1 protein-coding gene is annotated in these 662 nt (G+C 32.6%); it reads right to left on the reverse strand.

The features are described 5' to 3' along the window. Nucleotides 1-119: 119 nt before the first annotated feature. The coding region (locus AVBRAN12640_RS09900) for a hypothetical protein (RefSeq protein ID WP_336609190.1) at nt 120-662 on the reverse strand (543 nt) is incomplete at its 5' end.

The following is a 662-nucleotide window of genomic DNA, read 5'->3' on the forward strand; positions in this document are numbered from 1 at the left end:
TGAGTTAGATGGCTACTAACTCGGGTAAAGGGGTTAAACTGCACTGATATCGCTACTTTGCAGAAAGCCTTAAGCATTAGCCAATGCCGTTTATTCGTTGGTTCCCCAAACGCCACCATTTATTCCCACTTTCTTTCCTGTGTAATAGATGTAACAATAGCTTCATTCTTGCTAGTCTTTTTAATAGCTAAGCGATAATAAGTGCCTAAATGACTAACTACTACTTCAGCCTGTGAATGTGCTTTTGAAAGTGTTTTATTTTTAATGTTTTTTAACATTTGCGGTATCATTGCATAATCATAAGATGTTATATGTTTTCTGTGCTTATGAGTAAAAACATTTTCCAAGCTTACAAATAATGGCAAGTCTTGTCCTAAAATATCACAATTACCTACTTTTAAAAGTTTTCCTTTATAGTTTTGCTCTTTCTCATCATTAAATACCTTTTTTATAGTGTTATAATTGTTTCTAACTTCTTTTATTTGCATTAAACTTTCTTTTATCCTAGTATTAACTGCCTTATGTACCTCGTGAGGTAAGCCTTTTACTTGCTCGTTTAAATACTCTGTTAAGTTTTGGATTTTTTGCTCGTATGATTTTATACCATTTTTAAAGCCATCATCAGGGATATTTAAAAGCGGTGCTTTTTTTCCTGTATAGCC

Origin of the sequence: Campylobacter sp. RM12640, from assembly GCF_020137595.1 — a bacterium.
GTDB lineage: Bacteria > Campylobacterota > Campylobacteria > Campylobacterales > Campylobacteraceae > Campylobacter_E.